Consider the following 15,482-nt stretch of genomic DNA (forward strand, 5'->3'; position numbering starts at 1 on the left):
AGGCAAGCTCGGGCGGTTGCATTGCTTGGGTTCCCAGGCGCCTGGTGTCGGCGAGCGTTGTAAGGGCGTTTCATTTGAGCCCATAGGTCCGTTCCAGGCCTATGCAGCTCACAAATTGCGCTGCGCCCGCTTCTTCACGAAGAAATCCAACCGCTTCTTCAGCTCGCGTTCGAACCCGCGTTCCACCGGCACGTAATACACGCCCCGCTTCATGTCCTCGGGGAAGTAGTCCTGCCCGCTAAAGGCATCCTCGGCAGCGTGGTCATACTCATAACCCTCGGCATAGCCCTGCTCCTTCATCAGCCGCGTGGGCGCGTTCAGGATGTGCTTGGGCGGCACCAGGCTGCCGGTCTTGGCCGCGGCGCGTCGGGCGTCCTTATAGGCCGCGTAGCCGGCGTTGGATTTCGGCGCGAGCGCCAGATAGATCACCGCCTGCGCCAGCGCCAGCTCGCCCTCGGGCGAGCCCAGCCGCTCGTAGGTCTGCCAGCCATCCAGGCACACCGACTGCGCCTGCGGGTCCGCGAGCCCGATATCCTCCACCGCCATGCGGGTGATGCGCCGCGCCAGAAAGCGCGGGTCCTCGCCGCCCTCCAACATCCGCGTGAACCAGTAAAGCGCGGCGTCGGGGTCGCTGCCGCGCACGGATTTGTGCAGCGCCGAGATCAGGTTGTAATGCGCGTCGCCGGACTTGTCGTACTGCGCGGCGCGCTTTTGCAGCCGCGCGGTCAGGTCGGCGCGGCCCAGCTTGGCGTCGACCTTCCAGGCGGCGATCTGCTCGACGAGGTTCAGCATGGCGCGCCCGTCGCCGTCCGACATCTCCAGCAGCGCTTCGCGCGCCTCGCCATCCAGCGGCAGCGCCCGGCCCAGTTCGCGCTCCGCGCGCTGCGCAAGGCGCTCCAGGTCGTCCAGGCCAAGACGCTCCAGCACCAGCACCTGCGCGCGGCTCAGAAGTGCCGCGTTCAACTCGAACGAGGGGTTCTCGGTGGTGGCCCCCACCAGCAGGATCGTGCCGTCCTCCATATGCGGCAGGAACCCGTCCTGCTGCGCCTTGTTGAAGCGGTGGATCTCGTCAACGAAGAGCAGCGTGCCCTGGCCGTTCTGGCGGCGGATCTTGGCGGCCTCAAAGACGCGGCGCAGGTCGGGCACGCCGGTGAAGATCGCGCTGATCTGGACGAAATGCAGATCGGTCTCGTCCGCCAGAAGCCGCGCGATGGTGGTCTTGCCCACGCCCGGCGGGCCCCAGAAGACCAGCGAGGACATCGCGCCGGATGCCAGCATGACGCCCAGCGGGGCCTCCGCCCCAAGCACCTGCTGCTGCCCAATGACCTCCGACAGCGCCTTGGGCCGCAGCCGGTCCGCCAATGGGCGCGGCGCCGTGTCCGGGACCGGAGCAGTGTCGAAGAGATCAGGCAAAATCCACCTCAGGCTTCTTTTCGGCTAAAAATACGGAATCACAACGCAGGTCAAAAGAAAACCCGCCTCCGTGTGGGGCGGGTTCCTAAAAACCGGCGGCTGATCCGCCCATGGAGCGGGTAAACCCGCTCTGATGGGCGTTTTCGCCAGGCCGATAAACGCCCATTCGGGCGCGAAGAGGCCTAGCCTTCGGCTTCTTCCGCGGCCACGCGGGCCTTGTCGGCGGCGCCCTTGGCGTCCACGTCCCGGTCGACCAGCTCGATGATCGCCATCGGCGCCATGTCGCCATAGCGGAAGCCCGCCTTCAGCACGCGGGTGTAACCGCCCTGGCGCTCGGCATAGCGGCCGCCAAGCACGTCAAATAGCTTGGCCACATGGGCGTCCTGCTTGAGGCGCGACGCGGCCAGGCGGCGCGAATGCAAATCGCCCTTCTTGGCCAGGGTGATCAGCTTGTCCACGACCCGCTTAAGCTCTTTCGCCTTCGGCAGGGTTGTCTTGATTTGCTCATGCTCGATGAGCGAGCCGGCCATGTTCGCCCAAAGCGCCTTGCGGTGCTCATGGGTCCGATTCAGGCGGCGGTAGCCACGCTTGTGACGCATATCGTTTCTCCGTTTCGTGCCCTCTACGGGCGTTTATGCTTTGTCTGGGGCCCCATGCGCGCGGGGCCCTCTCCTTGGGGCGTTATGCCCATCGCTATCCACCAAGCGCGCCCTGGCGGGCGGGGGCGGGGTCGTTCTTGGTTGCGCCATTGGTCCGAGCGACCAATGGACGACGGGACGCCCGCCGGGGCGCGCGTCCCAATTCTTAGAACTGGTCTTCGAACTTCTTGGCCAGGTCCTCGATGTTCTCCGGCGGCCATTCCTCGACATCCATGCCCAGGTGCAGACCCATGCCCGAGAGCACTTCTTTGATCTCGTTGAGCGACTTGCGGCCGAAGTTCGGCGTGCGCAGCATCTCGGCCTCGGTCTTCTGGATCAGATCGCCGATATAGACGATGTTGTCGTTCTTGAGGCAGTTGGCCGAGCGCACCGACAGCTCCAGCTCGTCGACCTTCTTCAGCAGAAGCGGGTTGAACTCCAGCCCGTCGTCGTCGTCCTGGCGGCTGGCGGCCTCGGGCTCGTCGAAGTTGACGAAGATCGACAGCTGGTCCTGGATGATGCGCGCGGCATAGGCCACGGCGTCGTCCGGTGTTACAGAGCCGTCGGTTTCCATCTTCAGCGTCAGCTTGTCATAGTCCAGCACCTGGCCCTCGCGGGTGGGCTGCACGTCATAGCTGACCTTCTTGACGGGCGAGTAGATCGCGTCAACCGGCACCAGGCCGATGGGCGCGTCCTCGGGGCGGTTCTTGTCGGCGGCGACATAGCCCTTGCCGGTGTTCACGGTAAGCTCCATGAACAGGTCGGCGCCGTCGTCAAGGTGGCAGACCACGTGATCCTTGTTGAGGATCTCGATGCCTGCGCTTTCCGAGATGTCACCGGCGGTGACGACGCCCGGGCCCTTGGCCGAGATCGACAGCCGCTTGGGGCCCTCGACTTCCATGCGGATCGACACGCCCTTGAGGTTCAGGACGATGTCGGTGACGTCCTCGCGCACGCCCGCGACCGAGCTGAACTCGTGCAGCACGTTGTCGATTTGTACGCTGGTGATTGCCGCGCCTTGCAGCGACGACAGCAGCACGCGCCGCAGCGCGTTGCCCAGCGTCAGCCCGAAGCCGCGCTCAAGCGGTTCGGCCACAACAGTGGCTTGGCGCAGCGGGTCATTGCCCGGCTTCACCTCCAGCTGTGTGGGTTTGATTAGTTCCTGCCAGTTCTTATGGATCATGCCTATCCTCCATTCTTGTTCCCTGCTGCATGTCCGGATGGCAGGGAACGCCCGAGGTATTCAAAAGATGGTGCCGGACCCCGGCGCTATGCCAGGGCCCGGGCGAGCAGAACGTATTAGACGCGGCGACGCTTTGGTGGGCGGCAGCCGTTATGGGCGATCGGCGTCACGTCGCGGATGGACGTGATGTTAAAGCCGACAGCCGCCAGCGCGCGCAGCGCGCTTTCGCGACCGGAACCCGGGCCCTGCACCTCGACCTCAAGGGTCTTAACGCCGTGCTCCTGGGCCTTCTTGCCCGCGTCCTCGGCGGCCATCTGCGCCGCGTAGGGCGTCGACTTGCGCGAGCCCTTAAAGCCCATCGTGCCAGCGGACGACCACGCGATGGCGTTGCCCTGCACGTCAGAGATAAGGATCTTTGTGTTGTTGAACGAGCTGTTCACATGCGCCACACCGGCGGCGATGTTCTTGCGTTCCTTGCGCTTGGGAGCGCGACGATCACGTGCCATGTTTCTCGGCCTCCCTTACTTATTTCTTCTTGCCGGCGATGGGCTTTGCGGGGCCCTTGCGCGTGCGAGCGTTGGTGTGGGTCCGCTGACCGCGCACCGGCAGGTTGCGACGGTGGCGCAGGCCGCGGTAGCAGCCCAGGTCCATCAGGCGCTTGATGTTCATCTGAACTTCGCGGCGCAGGTCGCCCTCAACGTTAAGGTTGGCGTCGATATGTTCACGGATCTGCAAGACTTCTGAGTCAGACAGCTCGTTCACCCGACGGGTGGCGTCGATGCCCACGGCCTCGCAAATCTGCGTGGCGGTGGTGTGTCCGATGCCATGAATGTAAGTCAGCGCGATGGGTACGCGCTTAGCGGTGGGGATGTTTACCCCAGCGATACGTGCCACGTGGATACGTCCTTTTCACGTTGCGGATCCGTAACCCCAGATCCTTTTTTCACAACCAAAGCCCGCGGATTTTTGAGGTCCAGCGGGCTCGCTATAAGATTCTCGTGGCTGCGGCGGGGGGCGACCCCGCGATGCGGCCGATTCTCAGTAGAGATGGCGGTAGGTAAGGTCTGCAGCCTCCGGCGTCAATACCCCATGTCAAGGATAAATTTCGCGCCGCTACTCGCAGGCCAAGAACCGCGTGGGCGCGTCCCCGCCCTGCCACCAGAGATTGACCACGCCGGGCTCGTAGCTGCCGAACTGGAAGGTGACCAGGATGGGCTCGATCAGACCCGGCTCCGAGCAGTAGCCCAGCCGCGTGGTGGTCACGTCGCCATCCCAGCGAAACTCCACCGGCGGCTCGAACGCGCAGTAATACTCGATCTCGAACATCTCGCTCGCGGTGAGCGTCATGCCAAGCTCCTGGCCGTCGATGGCCGAAAGCCCGCACATCTGCGGGTTGGTGACAAGCTGCGGTGCGGCGCTGGCCACCGAGGCACCAAACGCGAGCGCGATGGCCGAGAGTGCTGGTTTCATGGTCTCTTCCTATAGCGTCCGGGCCTTACCCTGAAACATCGGGCAAAGACTGGGCAGACGCAACCTCTGGATCGTTTGGGAGCACCGCCGAATGCGGTGATTTAGGATTAACGCAGCGCGCCGCCGTGTAAGACGCCGCTGCCGCCACCTTAAAGGACCGGCCCGCGAGCATGATTCCCGCTGCGGGGCTCGGCGCCGCTTTTGGCCTGGAGCGGGCATTGCCTACATGCGCACCGCCCTGACAACGCTTGCCGACACCAGACGCACCAGAACCCAAACAGCGCAACCGCCCGAGCTTGCCTCGGGCAGCGGCCAACCTCCCCCAGGAGGCCGCTTTTGCAACGTTGTCCCCCATTGGAACGCAGGCGTTTTCGAAGATCGCTCGCAACACAGAGCGGTAGCGCAAGCGACCTCCAGGTCGGCCGCTGCCCGCGTTGCGCCCGGTTCAAAGTGGAGGCCCCGGATCAAGTACGGGACGGGCGGGTTTGCCCTAACCGGCAGGCGCGGCCTCTGCTACCAGCGCAGCCACGTCCAGCGGCGCGTTGATCATCGCCAGCGCGCCCTCCGTGTCCCGCGGCCACTCGGCTTGCGGTCGATCCCGGTAGAGCTCCACGCCGTTGCCGTCGGGGTCATCGAGATAGACCGCCTCGGACACGCCGTGATCCGCGGCGCCGGAGATCTCGATGCCCGCACCCAACGCGCGTTTGATCGCCGCGCCTAAAGCGGCCCGGTCGGGGAACAAGAACGCGGTGTGATAGAGCCCCGTGTGCCCCTTGGGCGGGGGCGTGCCGCCCAGGCTCTGCCAGGTGTTCAGCCCGATATGGTGGTGGTAGCCGCCGGCGGACAAGAAGGCGGCGCGATCGCCGTATCTCTGCATGACCTCCAGCCCGATCACGTCGCGATAGAAGGCAACCGCGCGCTCCAGGTCGGCCACGCGCAGGTGGACATGGCCAATTGTCATCTCTGAGGGTGCACCCATGGGGTCGCTCCTTTCCAAAACCTTGCGGCAGAGCTGGGCGCGCGGGCCGCGCGTCGCAACGCCGATCCCTGCACATCGGCTGTGCACGCGGCGCCCCGCCGCGCCAGCGGGTCGTTTTCAGACTTGCGCGGCGGGGCGAATCCGCGCCACTACGCGGCAACTCAAGAAAAGGATGCGCCCCATGCCGCTGACCATGAACAAAGAGGTCTTCATCACCTGCGCCGTCACCGGGTCCGGCGGCACGCAGGACCGCAGCCCGCACGTGCCCCGCTCGCCCGAGCAGATCGCGAGCTCCGCGATTGACGCGGCCAAAGCGGGTGCGGCCATCGTGCACTGCCATGTGCGCGACCCCGAGACCGGCACGCCCTCGCGCCGGCTGGACCTCTACCGCGAGGTGACCGAGCGCATCCGCGACGCAGATGTGGACGTGGTCTTGAACCTCACCGCGGGCATGGGCGGCGACATCGTGTTCGGCAACCCCGAGGCCCCCTTCCCCGTCAACGAGGACGCCACCGACATGATCGGCGCCTCCGCCCGCGTGGCGCATGTGCGCGAGTGCCTGCCCGAGATCTGCACGCTGGATTGCGGCACGATGAACTTCGCCGAGGCGGATTACGTCATGACCAACTCGCCCGGCATGCTGACCGCCATGGGCGGCATGATGACCGAGATAGGCGTCAAGCCCGAGATCGAGGCCTTCGACACCGGGCATCTTTGGTACGCCAAGCAGCTGGTGGCGGACGGCGTGCTGGAGCCGAACGCCCTGGTGCAGCTGTGCATGGGCGTGCCCTGGGGTGCGCCGAACGATCTCAACACCTTCATGGCGATGGTCAACAACGTGCCAAGCGACTGGACTTGGTCGGCCTTCTCGCTGGGGCGCGATCAGATGGCCTATGCCGCCGCCGCCGTGCTGGCGGGCGGGAATGTCCGCGTCGGGCTAGAGGACAACCTCTGGCTGGGCAAGGGCGAGCTGGCCACGAACGCCCAACTGGTGGAGCGCTCTGCCACGATTATCACCAATATGGGCGCGCGGATCATCGGCCCCGACGAGGTGCGCGCCAAGCTCGGCCTGACCAAGCGGGCGCCCGTCGCGAAATGATCCAACGGGCGCTGCCTTTCCTTGCGGCCCTGCTGCTTGCGGGCTGCCTCGGCACCACCGAGGCCCCGCCGACCGAGGACGCGCCCGAGACCGACGACAGCGGCTATGTGTTCGACGACGCCGAGAACGCCCCGGAAGGGGCGGACGAGGCTGCTGAAAGCCCCGCCGAGGAGGCCCCGCAAGGGGCCGAAGAGGCGCCCCAGGCAGAGGCCGAACCCGCAAAGCCCGACCCAAACGCAGCCTTTCGCCTGGAATGCACCAAGCGCAAGGGCAGCCTCAGCAAGCTCAAATCCGGCGCCTTCGTCTGCGTCACCCGCACGCGCGACGCCAATAGGCGCTGCGTCAGCGCGGGCGAGTGCGACGGGGCATGCCTTGCGCGCTCCGGGACCTGCGCGCCGGTGAAGCCGCTGGTGGGCTGCCACGAAATTCTGACCAATAGAGGCGCGCGCGCCACGGTCTGCGTCGAATAGCGGACGCAACCGACCAAAGGAGACAATGACATGAGCAACATCGCGGCGATCATCGGCGGCGGCGTCATCGGCGGCGGCTGGGCCGCGCGCTTTGCCCTCATGGGGTGGCAGGTGCGGATTTTCGACCCCGACCCGGAGGCCGAGCGCAAAATCGGCGAGGTCCTGGACAACGCGCGGCGCTCACTCCCGGGGCTCTCGGACACCGCGCTGCCGGCGGAAGGCGCGATCACGTTCCATGCCGAATTGGCCGACGCGGTGGCTGGCGCCTCCTGGATCCAAGAGAGCGTACCAGAGCGGTTGGAGCTAAAGCAGAAGGTCTACGCCTCGCTCTTGGCCGCCGCGCCGAGCGACGCGATCATCGGCTCGTCCACCTCCGGCTTTAAGCCCTCCGAGCTGCAAGAGGGCACTTCCAACCCCGGCCAGATCGTCGTGGCGCACCCGTTTAACCCGGTCTACCTCTTGCCCCTGGCCGAGCTGGTGACCACGGCGGCCAACTCGGCCGAGACCATCGCCCGCGCGCAACAGATCCTGCGCGCCATCGGCATGTACCCCCTGCATGTCAAGAAAGAGATCGACGCCCATATCGCCGACCGCTTCCTCGAGGCCGTCTGGCGCGAGGCGCTCTGGCTGGTCAAGGACGGCATCGCCTCGACCGAAGAGATCGACGACGCGATCCGCTATGGGTTCGGCCTGCGCTGGGCGCAGATGGGCCTTTTCGAGACCTACCGCGTGGCGGGCGGCGAGGCCGGCATGAAGCACTTCATGGCGCAGTTCGGCCCGGCGCTGAAATGGCCCTGGACCAAGCTGATGGACGTGCCCGAGTTCACCGACGAGCTGGTGGACCTGATCGCGGGACAGTCCGACGCGCAGTCCGGGCAGTATTCCATCCGCGAGCTAGAGCGCATCCGCGACAACAACCTGGTGGGCATGATGCGCGCGCTCAAGCATCAGGATTACGGCGCCGGGGCCCTGCTGAACGAGACCGACAAGGGGCTGCGCGACCAGAACGGGACGGTGCAGGACTTCCCCGACATTGATGACCTGACCAAGCCGATCGAGACGGTCAGCCGCGCCGTGCCCTTGGACTGGACCGATTACAACGGCCACATGAACGAGGCGAAGTACCTGCAGGCCTTCGGCGACGCCACGGACCGCTTCATGTGGATCGTGGGCTGCGACGCCGAGTACATCGCCACCGGCGGCAGCTACTTCACCGCCGAGACCCATATCCGCCACCTGGACGAGATCCAGGCCGGCGAGCGCATCCGCGTCGAGACGATCTGTCTGAACGGCCAGGGCAAGAAGATGCATCTCTTCCACCAGCTCTGGGCCGGGGACCGGCTCTGCGCCAGCGGCGAGCATATCCTGATCCATGTCTCACTTGAGACGCGGCGACCCTCCGAGCCGACCGGCGTGATCCCGCAGCGGATGGCGGCGATCCACGACGCCCATGCCGCCCTGGAGCGGCCCGAGGGCGTGGGTCGCTACGTGGGCGCGCCACGGTGAATCGGAACCGGTGAGCAAGCGCGTCCTGATCACCGGCGCCGGCGCGGGGACTTGCCCTGCGATCTCGGTGGGCGGGCATGTGTTCAACCCACATGTGTCGCCCTAGGTTTTTGCCTGTGTGGGTGGTTCTGGGCTCGCGCGGGCTTTGAAGATCTTCCGCCCCGGGCTTGCCCCGGGGCCTCCACCTTGAACCAAACGCGACGCGGGCAGCGGCCGACCTGGAGGTCGCTTGCGCAACGCTCGCCGACACCAGACACGTCAGAATCCAAGCAGTGCGACCGCCCGAGCTTGCCTCGGGCAGCGGCCGACCTCCCCCAGGAGGCCGCTTTTGCGACGCTGCAAACTAATGAAACAACTGCGTTTGTAGAGCGCGCCCGCCAAGTACCGACGTTGCGCAAGCGACCTCCAGGTCGGCCGCTGCCCAGGTTGTGCTTGGTTCATGGGGGAGGCCCCGGGTCAAGCCCAAGGCGGGTTTCTAAGGCCCACTCCGGTCCAAAACACCCTATCTTGGCCTCAAACGACTTGAGAACAAAAATAGAACATCTATACTGGCCGCCCGATGACAAGTCAGCTTCTCAACCGCGCCACGCATCGCCGCCCCGCCCGGCCAGAGCTGCCCTTCCTGGGCGATCTGAGCCTCAGCCTGGGCCGCGCGCACGAGCTTTGCGGCCCGGCGCGGCGCACGCTGGCGGCGATGATCGCGGCGCGCAGCCAGGGCCCGGTGTTCTGGATCGCCCCCGCCTGGCAGGCGGAGCGGCTGAACCCCGAGGGGCTGTGCCACCTGGTGGAGCCGGGCCGGGTGACCTTTCTGGATCCGCTGCGGGGCGAGGACCTGTTGTGGTGCATGGAGGAGGTCTTGCGCGCGGGCGCGGTGCCGCTGGTGGTGCTGGACCTGCCGGGCACGCCGGGGCTGACCCCGGTGCGGCGGCTGCACCTGGCGGCCGAGACCGGGCGCGAGATCTCGGGCGCCTGGCCGCTGGGGCTGATCCTAACACCCGGCGCGGGCGGCGCGCAGGGGATCGAAAGCCGCTGGCAGATGACCGGCGATCACGGCGCCGAGGGGCGCCGCGCCTGGCGGCTCGACCGGCTGCGGGCGCGCACCGCGCCGCGCCAAAGCTGGCATGTTACGCCCAGGAACGGGCAGCTGCAGCTGACGCCCGCGCCGGATTTCATCCCGTAACGCGCCCCTCAAATTGTTATGATTGGATCGAGGCGGCCCGGCGCGCTAAGCCTTGGCCCATGCAACGGACCCTTTTGGCCGCCGTGCTCGCCCTCCTGGGCGCCGCTGCGGCGCTCGCCGCCCCGCAAAGCTACCGGCTGGAGCCCGACGCCTCCACGGTGCAATTCACCTACCAGCTCAACGGCCAGCCCATGACCGGGCGGATGCCCGTCACCCGCGCCGATATCGAGATCGACTTTGCCAATCTCAGAAACTCCACCGCCCAGGTCACGCTCAACGCCGCCAAGGCCCGCGCCGGGCTGATCTTTGCCACCGAGGCGATGCGCGGCGCGCGGGTTCTGGACACCAAGCGCCACCCCGAGATGCGCTTTGTCTCCACCGCGGTGCGTGGCACGCCAAGCGCCGCACAGTTGGCCGGGCAGCTGACGATCCGCGGCGTGACCCGGCCGGTAACATTGCAGGCCCGGCTCTACCGGCAGCGCGGCACCGCCCCGGGCGCGCTGGACCGGCTGTCGATCCTGTTGACCGGCTCGGTGGATCGCACCGCCTTCGGCGCCAGCGGCTTTGCCGACCTGGTCGGCCCGCGGATCGACATCACGATCCTGGCGCGGATCGCGCGGGAATAGGCCCCCGCGTCACGCCATGGAATGCCCGCCATCCACGTTGATCGTCTGGCCGTTGATATAGCTCGCCTCGTCCGACAGCAGGAACCGGATCACCGAGGCAACCTCCTCGGGCTGCCCGAACCGGCCCAGCGGGTTGCTCGCGCGCAGCAGGTTGCCCCGCGTGGCGATGATATGCGCGGGCATGGGCGTCTCGATGATGCCCGGCGCCAGCGCGTTCACCGTGGCACGCGGCGCAAAGCGGCGCGCCAGCGAACGGGTCAGCCCCACGATCCCGCCCTTGGCCACGGAATAGGCCGTGTGATCGCCCGAGCCCTGCCGGAAGGCCAGCGAGGCCACGAACACGATGCGGGTCATGTGATCATCGGACAGACGCGGCTCTAGTGCTGTGGCGAAGTTATAGGCGTTCTCGACGTTGTTCTGGATCGTGCTGGTCCATATGCTGGGGTCACCGCCCAGCTCGGGGTCGGGGGTGAAGCTGCCCGCCAGATGCGCGAAGCCATGGACGGGCCCGTCCAGCTCGGCCAGCGCGGCGTGGCATTCCTCGGCGCTCAGCGGCGCCCCCGCCACGGCCTTGGCGCCCAGATCTTCGGCCAGCGCCTCCACGCCGCTCTCGGGGCGGTCGATCAGCAAGAGGTTCTCGCCGCGCAAGAGCGGGCATAACGCGCGCCCGATCCCGCCAGCCGCCCCGGTGATGACGATGTTGCGCATGGAACCGACCTCCCCTTTTGCGAGAGATCAGCACGCCACCAGCAGCGGCGCAAGCCCTAGGCCGTGAACCGCCCGCGCAGCCAGCGCAGCAGGTAGATCACCGGCCAGCGCAGCACCGAGACCCCGGCGGCCAGGCAGAGCAGCCCCACCCAGGGGCCGTTCTGGTAGGTGACATAGCCCAGCAGGGGGATGCCGACCGCGATCAGGCCGTAAGCCAGCCGCCAATGCCGGTCCCGCGTGGGCAGCATCGCCGCCAGCGAGGCGACGAGCACCCAGAGGCAAGCAAGGATCAAAGAGAGCGTCATTCCGGTGGGTCCTCCGGCGGGGTCTGGTTGCGGCCGCGCGCCCGTTGGATCAGGTAGATCAGGGGGCGCCTGAACATGGACAGGAAGGCCAGTACGCCCAGAATAGCAACCGTAGGACCATGTACAACCCCGATCCAGACAATCAGAACGGGAGCCAGGCCGAGCAGCACCAGCCCAGGCACGAACTGCCGCCGCATGGGCAGCATCGCGGTGACGGTCGCCGCCAAGACCCAAAGGCACGAGATGAAAAGGGGCGCGCTCATGGTCCTGCCAGTGACATGGCAAGGGCGCCGAGCGCAAGCCCCAACCCGAGCCATGGCGCCGCCTAACGTAATCCTAACGCACCGAACGGAGGGCCAAGTAAGTCCTGATACCGGATGCGCCTTAGGCGCTGAAAATCAAAGGATTTTCGCTGTCGGACATCTGTCGGCTATGTGTCGGCTTTGCGTCGGGCAAAATGGCGGCTGTTGCGCAGGCCTGGAGGGAGCGTGCGGTGGCTAGCTCACAGGCGGCGTCCCCCCGCCAAAGCGCTCAAGCCATTCGATGATATCGCCAATCGTTTTGAGGCGTTTGTACCACTTGATGGTCGTATCCATCGCCTCGCCCGCGTCGTCACGCGTGGGTCGTGCACGCCCATTTAGGCAGACTCAAGGCCCGCCGGACGCGAATTGTAGCAACCGCGTGGCGAACTCGGTCAGCCGCCCATTGAGAAGCAAGTTGTCGAGCGCATACCCGCCCGCACCCACGCCGATGGTACCCGCGGCCTTCATTGCGGCTGCATCGCCAAGCTTTTTGCAATAGTTACCCAAGGCCTCGATCGCCTCCCAGAGGCCGCTGGCAAGCGCCCGAAGCTTTGGAAAGTCGGGCTTGGGCGTGTCGAGCTCGGCTTCGATCTCTTCCAATCGGTCGCTGAGGAATGCGTACCGCGCAGTGAGCTCTGTCGGTTCCTCGCGCATGGCTTCGGGGAGGTTATGCTGACGCCTTTCATAGTCGAGCATCAACTGTCGAATGTTCTTGAGCGCGTCCTGGATCTCCTTGACCTCACCCAGGAGCTGCCAGCGCTCGTAGATCTCGCGGATCAGCGGGTTGATGTGGTCGGCGCCCTTCTTCCAATCCTCTTCTTGAAAGCGGGAGGTGTCGGACACCTCAAAAATCTCGGCGAGCATGTCCCAGTGGGCGTCGTTGTCGGGCAGCATGGGCCGACCGTCGAGTTGGGCCTGGTACCAGTCGATCCAGAATCCCCAGTTCTCCGGATGCATCGTGGCGTTCAGCGCAGCTTCAACCTTTCGCCAGTCTTCCTCGAATGGATTGGACGTGTTTTCTGACCAAAGCGGAAAAATCTCATACAAAACATGAGTTCCACAAAACAAACCTGCGTCGGAGCGAACTGAATCCCAGATCCTCTGATGGTTGGTCTCAGCGGCCTCCAAAACAGAAAGTGCCGCGGACTTGACAGCGTTTTCCGAATCCAGCTTTCCAATTGCGTTAGCGTACACGCCCGCTTGACCAGCGTAGTCACCCCTTGGGTCCCCGTCTCTGGATTTCGCGAAATCAAGGGTCGACATCTGCACCAAGAGTGGAATCTCTAGTCTCGGCCTTATTGCGGCAATTCGGGTGCAGCTAAACAAACGCCAGGCACGCATGTCCTCGAGATTTTTTTGTATTGGGCTCGGAAAACTTGCCCAAAACAATGGTGCCACTCTCATTGCGGTGCGTTCTGCAATGAAACTCGCGGATGCGACACGGTTCTCAACCATCTGTGAGCAGAACCAGCCTTCCAGACTATTCTTATCGATTATTTCAGAAAATTCAACCATATGAATCCACTGACAAATCAGCCACCTCCGATCACGGATGGCGTTTTTTGTAGTCTTCTTTGCAGTGATAGAAACTTCCAATGCGTCCCTGCCTGGGGGAGCATCGGGCTTGGCCCTCGTTCCTCAGGCCGGTTGTGCGCGGGGCAGTCAGTTTGTGTCAACATCATAGGCAGGTTACCCCTGCGGTAGCTTCTCCGGCAACCCATTCGCCCAAGCGCTGATCGTGCCCGCGCCCAGGCAGACGACCATATCGCCGGGCTGCGCCTGCTCGCGCACCAGGCGGACCAGGTCGGCCTCGTCGGTGATCGCGCGGGCGTGGCGGTGCCCGTGGCGGATCAGGCCGGCCACCAAGGCGTCGCGGTCGGCGCCCTCGATGGGCTCCTCTCCGGCGGCGAAGACCTCGGCGATGGCCACCACATCCGCGTTGTGGAAGCAGCCGCAGAAGGCCTCAAAGTGGTCGCTCAGCCGCGTGTAGCGGTGCGGTTGGTGCACGGCGATCACCCGTGACCCTGAATCCTGGCCGATGGCCTGGCGCGCGGCCTGCAGCACCGCGGCGATCTCTGTCGGGTGGTGGCCGTAATCGTCGATGATGGTGATGCCGCCCGCCTCGCCCACCTTGGTGAAGCGGCGGTTGACGCCCTTGAACGCCGCCAGGGCCTCGCGGATCGCGTCCCGCGACATGCCCAGATGCCGCGCCACCGCAACCGCCGACAAGGCGTTCGAGACGTTGTGGTCACCCGGCATCGGCAGGGTGCAGCCCTCGATCATCTTATCCTCGCCCTGCAAGGCGATATCAAAGCAGGGGAAACCGCCCTCGTAGCGCAGGTTCACCGCCCGCACATCCGCCTGGGCGTTGAAGCCGTAGGTGACGATGCGCCGGTCGGTGATCTTGCCCACCAGAGCCTGCACGGCGGCGTCATCGGTGCAGCACACGGCCAGCCCGTAGAAGGGGATGTTCGAGACGAAGTCCTCGAACCCTTTGTGCAGGTTCTCCACCGTGCCCCAGTGCTCCATATGCTCGGGGTCGATATTGGTGACGATGGCGATGGTGGCGGGCAGGCGGTTGAAGGTGCCGTCGCTCTCGTCGGCCTCGACCACCATCCACTCGCCCTGCCCCATGCGCGCGTTCGAGCCATAGGCGTGGATGATGCCGCCGTTCACCACCGTGGGGTCCAGCCCGCCGGCGTCCAGCAGGGTGGCGACCATGGTGGTGGTGGTCGTCTTGCCATGGGTGCCCGCGACGGCGACGTTGGATTTCAGGCGCATTAGCTCGGCCAGCATCTCGGCGCGGCGCACCACGGGCAGGCCCTGGGCGCGGGCGCTGTCCAGCTCGGGGTTGCCGGGTTTGATCGCGGATGAGACCACCACGACCTCGGCACCGTCCAGGTTCTCGGCGCTCTGCCCGATAAAGACCTTGGCGCCCATCTCGGCCAGCCGCTCGGTGATCTTGGACTGCTTCAGGTCAGAGCCCTGCACGGTGTAGCCATGCATCAAGAGCACCTCGGCGATGCCCGACATGCCGATGCCGCCGATGCCCACGAAATGGATCGGGCCCATCTCGCCCGGAAGTTTCGTCGCCGCGTTCATGCCACAGGTCCTAAACCGTTCCCACCGCTCATGCTTCATCTGCCTGACTATGCCCCTTTGTCAAATCCGTTACCATTTCTGCCAGACGTTCTGCCGCGTCTGGTTTGCCAATTGAGAGTGCGGCCTGCGCCATCTGCGCGGCGGCCTGTTCGTCGTCCAGGATCGCGGCGATATGCTCGGAAAGCGTGGCCGCGTCCAGCTTTGATTCCGGCATCAGAACGGCGGCCTGGGCGTCCACCAGCGCGCGGGCGTTGGCGGTCTGCTCGTCGCGGATCGAGGCCGCGTAAGGGATCAGGATCGAGGGCCGGCCGATCACGGATAGATCCGCCACGGTCGAGGCCCCGGCCCGCGCGATCACAAGCTGTGCTGCAGAGATCCGGTCCGGCACGTCGCGAAAGAAGGGCTGCACCTCGGCGCGGATGCCGGCCTGGGCGTAGTACTCGGTGACGCGGGCATGGTCCTCCTCGCGGGCCTGATGGCTGACCCGGATATGGCGCAACA

Annotated in this window: 18 protein-coding genes; 5 read left to right on the top strand and 13 right to left on the bottom strand. The window is 65.6% G+C overall.

Features of this window, described 5'->3' with window-relative positions; genetic code table 11:
• Positions 1–108 precede the first annotated feature (108 nt).
• The 7 genes from AIOL_RS14820 to AIOL_RS14850 all read right to left on the bottom strand — a co-directional run bounded on the left by AIOL_RS14820 (position 109) and on the right by AIOL_RS14850 (position 5,683).
• Positions 109–1,413 carry a replication-associated recombination protein A gene (locus AIOL_RS14820; RefSeq protein ID WP_049643695.1) on the bottom strand — a complete coding sequence of 435 codons (1,305 nt, stop codon included), beginning with the start codon at positions 1,411–1,413 and terminating at the stop codon, positions 109–111.
• 182 nt (positions 1,414–1,595) lie between these two features.
• Positions 1,596–2,012, bottom strand: coding sequence for a 50S ribosomal protein L17 (rplQ, locus tag AIOL_RS14825; RefSeq protein WP_049643696.1), 417 nt, complete (start codon positions 2,010–2,012; stop codon positions 1,596–1,598).
• A gap of 205 nt (positions 2,013–2,217) precedes the next feature.
• The gene (locus AIOL_RS14830) at positions 2,218–3,234 is read right to left on the bottom strand and encodes a DNA-directed RNA polymerase subunit alpha (protein ID WP_049643697.1); all 1,017 of its coding nucleotides are present in this window, start codon (positions 3,232–3,234) and stop codon (positions 2,218–2,220) included.
• A 116-nt stretch (positions 3,235–3,350) separates the two neighbouring features.
• Positions 3,351–3,740 (bottom strand): 30S ribosomal protein S11, encoded by a 390-nt coding sequence (gene rpsK, locus AIOL_RS14835; RefSeq protein ID WP_049643698.1) that lies wholly within the window; start codon positions 3,738–3,740, stop codon positions 3,351–3,353.
• 19 nt (positions 3,741–3,759) lie between these two features.
• The gene (gene rpsM, locus AIOL_RS14840; RefSeq protein WP_049643699.1) at positions 3,760–4,128 is read right to left on the bottom strand and encodes a 30S ribosomal protein S13; all 369 of its coding nucleotides are present in this window, start codon (positions 4,126–4,128) and stop codon (positions 3,760–3,762) included.
• Between the two features lie 219 nt (positions 4,129–4,347).
• Entirely contained in the window at positions 4,348–4,704 is a 357-nt protein-coding gene (locus AIOL_RS14845; RefSeq protein ID WP_049643700.1) for a hypothetical protein, read from the bottom strand.
• 490 nt (positions 4,705–5,194) lie between these two features.
• Complete coding sequence (locus AIOL_RS14850; protein WP_082152610.1) at positions 5,195–5,683, bottom strand: VOC family protein; 489 nt, start codon at positions 5,681–5,683, stop codon at positions 5,195–5,197.
• Between the two features lie 181 nt (positions 5,684–5,864).
• Here AIOL_RS14850 and AIOL_RS14855 point away from each other — a divergent pair, with 181 nt between their 5' ends.
• The 5 genes from AIOL_RS14855 to AIOL_RS14875 all read left to right on the top strand — a co-directional run bounded on the left by AIOL_RS14855 (position 5,865) and on the right by AIOL_RS14875 (position 10,564).
• Positions 5,865–6,782 carry a BKACE family enzyme gene (locus AIOL_RS14855; protein WP_049643702.1) on the top strand — a complete coding sequence of 306 codons (918 nt, stop codon included), beginning with the start codon at positions 5,865–5,867 and terminating at the stop codon, positions 6,780–6,782.
• Positions 6,779–7,252, top strand: coding sequence for a hypothetical protein (locus tag AIOL_RS14860; RefSeq protein WP_049643703.1), 474 nt, complete (start codon positions 6,779–6,781; stop codon positions 7,250–7,252). Before AIOL_RS14855 ends, AIOL_RS14860 begins: the two co-directional genes overlap by 4 nt.
• 30 nt (positions 7,253–7,282) lie before the next feature.
• Positions 7,283–8,758: a carnitine 3-dehydrogenase gene (locus AIOL_RS14865; protein WP_049643704.1), complete on the top strand. Its 1,476-nt coding sequence runs from the start codon at positions 7,283–7,285 to the stop codon at positions 8,756–8,758.
• Between the two features lie 559 nt (positions 8,759–9,317).
• Complete coding sequence (locus tag AIOL_RS14870) at positions 9,318–9,938, top strand: ImuA family protein (RefSeq protein ID WP_049643705.1); 621 nt, start codon at positions 9,318–9,320, stop codon at positions 9,936–9,938.
• Between the two features lie 59 nt (positions 9,939–9,997).
• Positions 9,998–10,564 (top strand): YceI family protein, encoded by a 567-nt coding sequence (locus tag AIOL_RS14875; RefSeq protein ID WP_049643706.1) that lies wholly within the window; start codon positions 9,998–10,000, stop codon positions 10,562–10,564.
• Positions 10,565–10,573: 9 nt separating this feature from the next.
• Here the strand turns inward: AIOL_RS14875 and AIOL_RS14880 are convergent, their stop codons facing one another.
• The 6 genes from AIOL_RS14880 to AIOL_RS14905 all read right to left on the bottom strand — a co-directional run.
• On the bottom strand, positions 10,574–11,272 hold the full coding sequence (locus AIOL_RS14880; RefSeq protein ID WP_049643707.1) for an SDR family NAD(P)-dependent oxidoreductase: 699 nt from the start codon (positions 11,270–11,272) through the stop codon (positions 10,574–10,576).
• Between the two features lie 56 nt (positions 11,273–11,328).
• Positions 11,329–11,577 carry a DUF2484 family protein gene (locus tag AIOL_RS14885; RefSeq protein ID WP_049643708.1) on the bottom strand — a complete coding sequence of 83 codons (249 nt, stop codon included), beginning with the start codon at positions 11,575–11,577 and terminating at the stop codon, positions 11,329–11,331.
• Positions 11,574–11,840 (bottom strand): DUF2484 family protein, encoded by a 267-nt coding sequence (locus tag AIOL_RS14890; RefSeq protein ID WP_049643709.1) that lies wholly within the window; start codon positions 11,838–11,840, stop codon positions 11,574–11,576. Before AIOL_RS14890 ends, AIOL_RS14885 begins: the two co-directional genes overlap by 4 nt.
• A gap of 384 nt (positions 11,841–12,224) precedes the next feature.
• The gene (locus AIOL_RS14895) at positions 12,225–13,394 is read right to left on the bottom strand and encodes a hypothetical protein (RefSeq protein ID WP_235439043.1); all 1,170 of its coding nucleotides are present in this window, start codon (positions 13,392–13,394) and stop codon (positions 12,225–12,227) included.
• Between the two features lie 174 nt (positions 13,395–13,568).
• A complete protein-coding gene (gene murC, locus AIOL_RS14900; RefSeq protein WP_049643711.1) occupies positions 13,569–14,981 on the bottom strand; it encodes a UDP-N-acetylmuramate--L-alanine ligase in 1,413 nt (470 codons plus the stop codon).
• 28 nt (positions 14,982–15,009) lie between these two features.
• Positions 15,010–15,482 (bottom strand): UDP-N-acetylglucosamine--N-acetylmuramyl-(pentapeptide) pyrophosphoryl-undecaprenol N-acetylglucosamine transferase (locus AIOL_RS14905; protein WP_268760214.1); only part of this gene is annotated, 473 nt, incomplete at its 5' end.

Source organism: Candidatus Rhodobacter oscarellae (assembly GCF_001078595.1).
Taxonomy (GTDB): Bacteria; Pseudomonadota; Alphaproteobacteria; order Rhodobacterales; family Rhodobacteraceae; genus Rhodobacter_B; species Rhodobacter_B oscarellae.

What these genes read in the sequence shown, in the direction of transcription:
- AIOL_RS14890 (WP_049643709.1), bottom strand. Translation starts at nt 11,840, where the DNA reads ATGAGCGCGCCCCTTTTCATCTCGTGCCTTTGGGTCTTGGCGGCGACC.
- AIOL_RS14855 (WP_049643702.1), top strand. Translation starts at nt 5,865, where the DNA reads ATGCCGCTGACCATGAACAAAGAGGTCTTCATCACCTGCGCCGTCACC.
- rplQ (WP_049643696.1), bottom strand. Translation starts at nt 2,012, where the DNA reads ATGCGTCACAAGCGTGGCTACCGCCGCCTGAATCGGACCCATGAGCAC.
- AIOL_RS14850 (WP_082152610.1), bottom strand. Translation starts at nt 5,683, where the DNA reads ATGGGTGCACCCTCAGAGATGACAATTGGCCATGTCCACCTGCGCGTG.
- AIOL_RS14865 (WP_049643704.1), top strand. Translation starts at nt 7,283, where the DNA reads ATGAGCAACATCGCGGCGATCATCGGCGGCGGCGTCATCGGCGGCGGC.
- murC (WP_049643711.1), bottom strand. Translation starts at nt 14,981, where the DNA reads ATGAACGCGGCGACGAAACTTCCGGGCGAGATGGGCCCGATCCATTTC.
- AIOL_RS14880 (WP_049643707.1), bottom strand. Translation starts at nt 11,272, where the DNA reads ATGCGCAACATCGTCATCACCGGGGCGGCTGGCGGGATCGGGCGCGCG.
- AIOL_RS14875 (WP_049643706.1), top strand. Translation starts at nt 9,998, where the DNA reads ATGCAACGGACCCTTTTGGCCGCCGTGCTCGCCCTCCTGGGCGCCGCT.
- AIOL_RS14860 (WP_049643703.1), top strand. Translation starts at nt 6,779, where the DNA reads ATGATCCAACGGGCGCTGCCTTTCCTTGCGGCCCTGCTGCTTGCGGGC.
- AIOL_RS14895 (WP_235439043.1), bottom strand. Translation starts at nt 13,394, where the DNA reads ATGGTTGAATTTTCTGAAATAATCGATAAGAATAGTCTGGAAGGCTGG.
- rpsK (WP_049643698.1), bottom strand. Translation starts at nt 3,740, where the DNA reads ATGGCACGTGATCGTCGCGCTCCCAAGCGCAAGGAACGCAAGAACATC.
- AIOL_RS14830 (WP_049643697.1), bottom strand. Translation starts at nt 3,234, where the DNA reads ATGATCCATAAGAACTGGCAGGAACTAATCAAACCCACACAGCTGGAG.
- AIOL_RS14845 (WP_049643700.1), bottom strand. Translation starts at nt 4,704, where the DNA reads ATGAAACCAGCACTCTCGGCCATCGCGCTCGCGTTTGGTGCCTCGGTG.
- AIOL_RS14870 (WP_049643705.1), top strand. Translation starts at nt 9,318, where the DNA reads ATGACAAGTCAGCTTCTCAACCGCGCCACGCATCGCCGCCCCGCCCGG.
- AIOL_RS14885 (WP_049643708.1), bottom strand. Translation starts at nt 11,577, where the DNA reads ATGACGCTCTCTTTGATCCTTGCTTGCCTCTGGGTGCTCGTCGCCTCG.